The organism is Kitasatospora sp. NPDC057542, assembly GCF_042801945.1.
Lineage (GTDB): Bacteria > Actinomycetota > Actinomycetes > Streptomycetales > Streptomycetaceae > Kitasatospora.
This window is the reverse complement of record NZ_JBHVFE010000623.1, coordinates 1-4,262: the sequence shown is the minus strand read 5'-3', so window position 1 is coordinate 4,262 and position 4,262 is coordinate 1. Positions and strand designations below refer to the sequence as shown.

4 protein-coding genes are annotated in these 4,262 nt (G+C 67.5%); 1 reads left to right on the top strand and 3 read right to left on the bottom strand.

What is annotated here, in order from left to right; translation table 11 throughout:
• Positions 1 to 74 precede the first annotated feature (74 nt).
• Together ACFU7Y_RS41010 and ACFU7Y_RS41005 are read right to left on the bottom strand one after the other, a co-directional pair.
• A complete protein-coding gene (locus ACFU7Y_RS41010) occupies positions 75 to 578 on the bottom strand; it encodes a tyrosine protein phosphatase (protein ID WP_224284520.1) in 504 nt (167 codons plus the stop codon).
• 26 nt (positions 579 to 604) lie between these two features.
• Positions 605 to 865 carry a hypothetical protein gene (locus ACFU7Y_RS41005; protein ID WP_224284519.1) on the bottom strand — a complete coding sequence of 87 codons (261 nt, stop codon included), beginning with the start codon at positions 863 to 865 and terminating at the stop codon, positions 605 to 607.
• A gap of 261 nt (positions 866 to 1,126) precedes the next feature.
• Here ACFU7Y_RS41005 and ACFU7Y_RS41000 point away from each other — a divergent pair, with 261 nt between their 5' ends.
• Positions 1,127 to 1,879 (top strand): SDR family NAD(P)-dependent oxidoreductase, encoded by a 753-nt coding sequence (locus ACFU7Y_RS41000; protein WP_380771491.1) that lies wholly within the window; start codon positions 1,127 to 1,129, stop codon positions 1,877 to 1,879.
• A 114-nt stretch (positions 1,880 to 1,993) separates the two neighbouring features.
• On the opposite strand, the gene ACFU7Y_RS40995 is transcribed toward ACFU7Y_RS41000, so the two are convergent.
• Positions 1,994 to 4,060: a multicopper oxidase family protein gene (locus ACFU7Y_RS40995; RefSeq protein ID WP_380771489.1), complete on the bottom strand. Its 2,067-nt coding sequence runs from the start codon at positions 4,058 to 4,060 to the stop codon at positions 1,994 to 1,996.
• Positions 4,061 to 4,262 lie beyond the last annotated feature (202 nt).

Sequence of the window (4,262 nt, the reverse complement as noted above, 5' to 3'; positions counted from 1 at the left end):
GCGGTGCGCTGCCGGGCGCCGGCGCGGTCGCCCTGCTGCCGACCGGGGTGGTCGCCGTCGTGGATTCGTCGGCATCATGCCTGTTCGGGCAGTTCCGTCGTCCACTCTCGCTGCTCGGCGGTGTCCGGGACAGCGAGTCCGCGAGCTCGTTCGATGCGCTTCCAGGCGGTGTCGGGATCGACGCCGTTGAGGACGAGGAGTGCGGCCGCGAGGAGGGATGAGCGTCCGATGCCGGCTCGGCAGTGGGTGACGACGTGTGCGCCGTCCTGTAGCCGTTCAGCGAGTTCGTGCAGGGTGGGCAGGATCGTGGTGCGGTCGGGGACGGTGCGGTCGGGGACGGTGCGGTCGGGGATGGGTATCGCGACGAACTGCAGCCCGGCCGCCGCGGCTGCCCCGGGTTCGTCTGCGAGGCCGAGTTCGTCGAGTTCCGGAGCGGTGAGCGCGCAGACCAGGACGTCGATGCCGCGGCTCTTCAGCGCGGCCATCTCGTCTTCAAGCCAGTCGTGACCGCGGGGTCTGGCCATGGTGCTCAGTCGTCCCGGGCCGGGGAGGTCGATGGTGAAGAGGGCGGGTCGCATGTCGGCAGCACTTTCGGTCGGTGGAGTCAGGTGGTGACCGGACGGTCAGGGGCAGGGGCGACCGGGTCCGGCGCGGAACTCGCGCGGGGTCCGGCCGGTTGGGTAACCGCCTCGGCGAGACGCCCGGGCAGGCGGTCGAGGGCACTCTGGCCGTCCTCGACGGCGGCGCGTTCCTCTTCCGTGAGCGGAATGCTCACGAGCATGCGCTGCGAGTCGGCCTTGGCTTCGACGAGTTGGGCTTTCGTCGATTCCTTGGGGGTGCAGAAGTCGCAGCGGGCGCAGGCCATCCGGTGCCGGCACTGTTCGAAGAACGAGTAGGAGCACGGCCCGTGACCGAGATCGTAGTACTGCCGTGGTTCACCGGTGGCCGCGGCTGCGGAGGTGACGCCGTCGCGGTCGAGGAGGACCTCGGAGGACCTCGACCGTGCGGACGTTGCGGGCGAAGCGTCCGGTAGGACAACGGCTTCTCACTCGGACTGGAATGAGCTTTCCGAGCCTGTGGTTGTAGGTCGGCAGAGGTGGTTCCGACTGGATTGCGAGGAGTTCTCATGACTCCGTCGCTGAATGGCTCGACCGCCCTGGTCACCGGCGCGACCAGTGGCCTCGGCCGGGCGATCGCGCAGGTTCTGGCCGAGCGGGGCGCACATGTGGTCGTCTCCGGCCGCGATGCCGCCCGTGGGGAGCAGGCCGTGCGGGAGATCCGTGCGGCAGGCGGGAAGGCCGACTTCGTTCAGGCCGACCTGGGCAGTGCAGCCGCCGCCCGCCGACTGGCCCACGAGGCGAGACAGCTGACCGGCGGCATCGACATCCTGATCAACAACGCCGGTATCTATCCGTTCGCCGGCACCACCGACACCACCGAGGAGGTCTTCGACCAGGTCTTCGACGTGAACGTCAAGGCGCCCTTCTTCCTGGCCGCTGAGCTGGTCCCCGGCATGGTCGACAAGGGCGGCGGCGCGATCGTCAACGTGAGCTCCGTCGCGGCCGACAAGGCCGTGGTCGGGGCCACCGCCTACGGTTCGAGCAAGTCCGCGGTCAACCAGCTCACCCGGATCTGGGCGGCCGAGTACGGCCCGGCCGGCGTACGGGTCAACGCCGTCCTTCCGGGCGTGATCGAGACCGAAGGCGTGCAGGCCTCGCTCGCCGATGAGAATCGCAGCGACTTCCTCGCCATGACCCCCGCCGGCCGGGTCGGCCTGCCCGGCGAGGTCGCCGAGGCCGTGGCCTTCCTCGTGTCCGACGCGGCCTCCTACGTCAACGGCGCCCTGCTCACCGTGGACGGCGGAGCGTCCGTCCGCTGACCGTGTCCACGACTGACGGGTGCCCAGGAAACGCGCACCGCAGTCACCGGGGCAGCCGGGCTCAGGCTCCCGCTTCCTTGATCCCGCCGCCGAGTGATCACCGCTGAAACGACCTCAACGGCTGTGCTGATCAAGTACTTGCAGTGGTCGCATCATTTCATTGTCCTCATGGTCGATGATGTGACAGTGCCAGACGTACCGTCCCGCAAGTCCGAAGCGAACCTTGACGCGGGTGATATTGCTCGGCAATGCGATCACGGTGTCCTTGTATCCGCCTTCCCCCGGTTGCGGGGGTGACGATGCGCCGCCCGTGATGGCTTGGCGGTCGAGGACCTGGAATCCGATCTGATGGATGTGGACGGGGTGCGCGTCGGGGGTGAAGTTGTACAGTTCCCAGATTTCGGTGTCGTCCTTCACCGGCGTCTCGGTGACCGGGTCCGACCACAGGAGCGGGGTGGCCGAGCCGCTTGGCGTCACCGTGCCGAGCGTGTCCATCGTGGGCGCGCCGGCGAAGTAGGCGGAGTCCTCTTCGTTGAGTGACAGCTTCCGGACCGTCCGGCTCTCGGGAAGCGCCGGGATCGGAGGGAGCACGATCCGTGACGGCGGGACACTGGTGTCGGTGGAGGCAAGGGGAACGACGGTGAATTTCATGACCTGCCCCGTGGTCGTGATATTCGCCGGCGTGAAGTCGGTGCCCGGCGCGCCGCCGCCGTACGCCTCGTCCGGGCCTTCATTGATCAGGTAGAGCCCGGTGCCGACCGGGGTGCCGGTGAAGTCGACCACCACGTCGGCGCGTTCTGCGGGAGCCAACAGGAGTCGATCCGACTGGACCGGGGCCGGCAGGAATCCCTGGTCGTTCCCGATCTGCCAGAAGGGCAATGCGGGGCTGACGGGGCGGGGGGCTGTGGCGTCAGCCGCGATCTTCAGGATGAGAGTACGGGCGTTGCTTGCGTTGAGGATGCGCAGGCGGTACCGGCGCGGTTCCACGTCGAGTACCGGCCAGGTGTTCCCGTTGACGACCATCGTGGTGCCGAAGAACTCCGGGTTCCAGATCGGCGGAATATCGGTGTCGGGAATCCACGGACCATCCGGCGGGGTGTCCCCGAAGTATCCGCGACTGCCGGGGAAGAAAATCGACCCGTCCGCATTGAAGGACTTGTCCTGAACCACCAGGGGGATTTCGTAGGGGCGGGTACCGTGCGCACCGTCTCGCCCCGGCGCCGGCCCGGGAAGTACCCCCGAGGGGAGATCGGCAGGTCCGCCTCGCAGCAGGTAGAAACCGGCGAGGCCCGCGTAGACATTCACCCGAGTCATGCCCAGAGTGTGATCGTGGTACCAGAGAGTTGCGGGACGCTGGTCATTGCTGTACGCGAACGTTGCCGACCCGGGGCGCCAGCGGACGCCGCAGCGGTCGCGGAACTGCTCGGCGAACCGATCGTAATAGGTGCCTACGCGAGCATAGTCACGAGGGATGTCACGGGATGCCGGCAGGTACCAGGCTTCGGGGTATCCGTCGCTCTCTTCCCGGCTGTACCCGCCGTGCAGATGGGTCACGATGGGCACCGGTCCCGTGTACGGCCCGGGAGTGGTCGAGAAGGTGGGCCGCGAATCACGTCCGGCCCTTCCGCCGGGAGGGTTCGCCCAGTGCAACGTGGGGTCCACAGCGCACAGATGGGGCAGATAGAAGCCGAGCGAGGTGACGAGGTCGTTGACCCATGTCACGGAGATCGGCCGATCCACACGGGCTTCGATGGTCAGGCCCGGCGTGTGAAATGACTGCTGGTGGCCCACGGCTCCGTAACCCCAGACCGTGGTGGCCGGCATCCCGCTTGGCAGCATTTGCTGTCGGAACTGACGGATCGCGATGCGGTAGGAGTCCCGGCCCTCGCCGGGCATTTCACCGAGAAGGAACAGCGGCGTCCTGTACTTGGGTACGGACGACGGATCGAGCGCGCCTCCCGACGGCCGCGAAGGGTGCGGATGGTGCCGACCGTGCCGAAGAGCAACCGGACCGGGCAGAGAATCGACCGCGTAGGCATGCCCGTCCGCAAGTGCGCCGGAAAAACCCACGGCACCGACTGTCGCGACCGTGGTTCTGAGCAGCTTGCGTCGGCTCGGCAGAGAATTCTCGGCGACATCAGCAGCCTGCGAATTCTCCAGAGGATCGGTGTCCTTGATCACGCCCGAATGATATGCGCGTGATATGGAGCGCGGCGCCATTTCTGCCGGTCGACATGCCACGCCCCCCGAAGTCCGATCATTGGACTATTACTGCAGTGGCAGACCTTCCTTCCCGCGATCAGCAGCGAGGGAAGCCGGTCCCGGGGATCCACTCGAAGGGCCTGTACGAGCCTGTACGACCGCGAGAGGGCCCGTGCCGCGC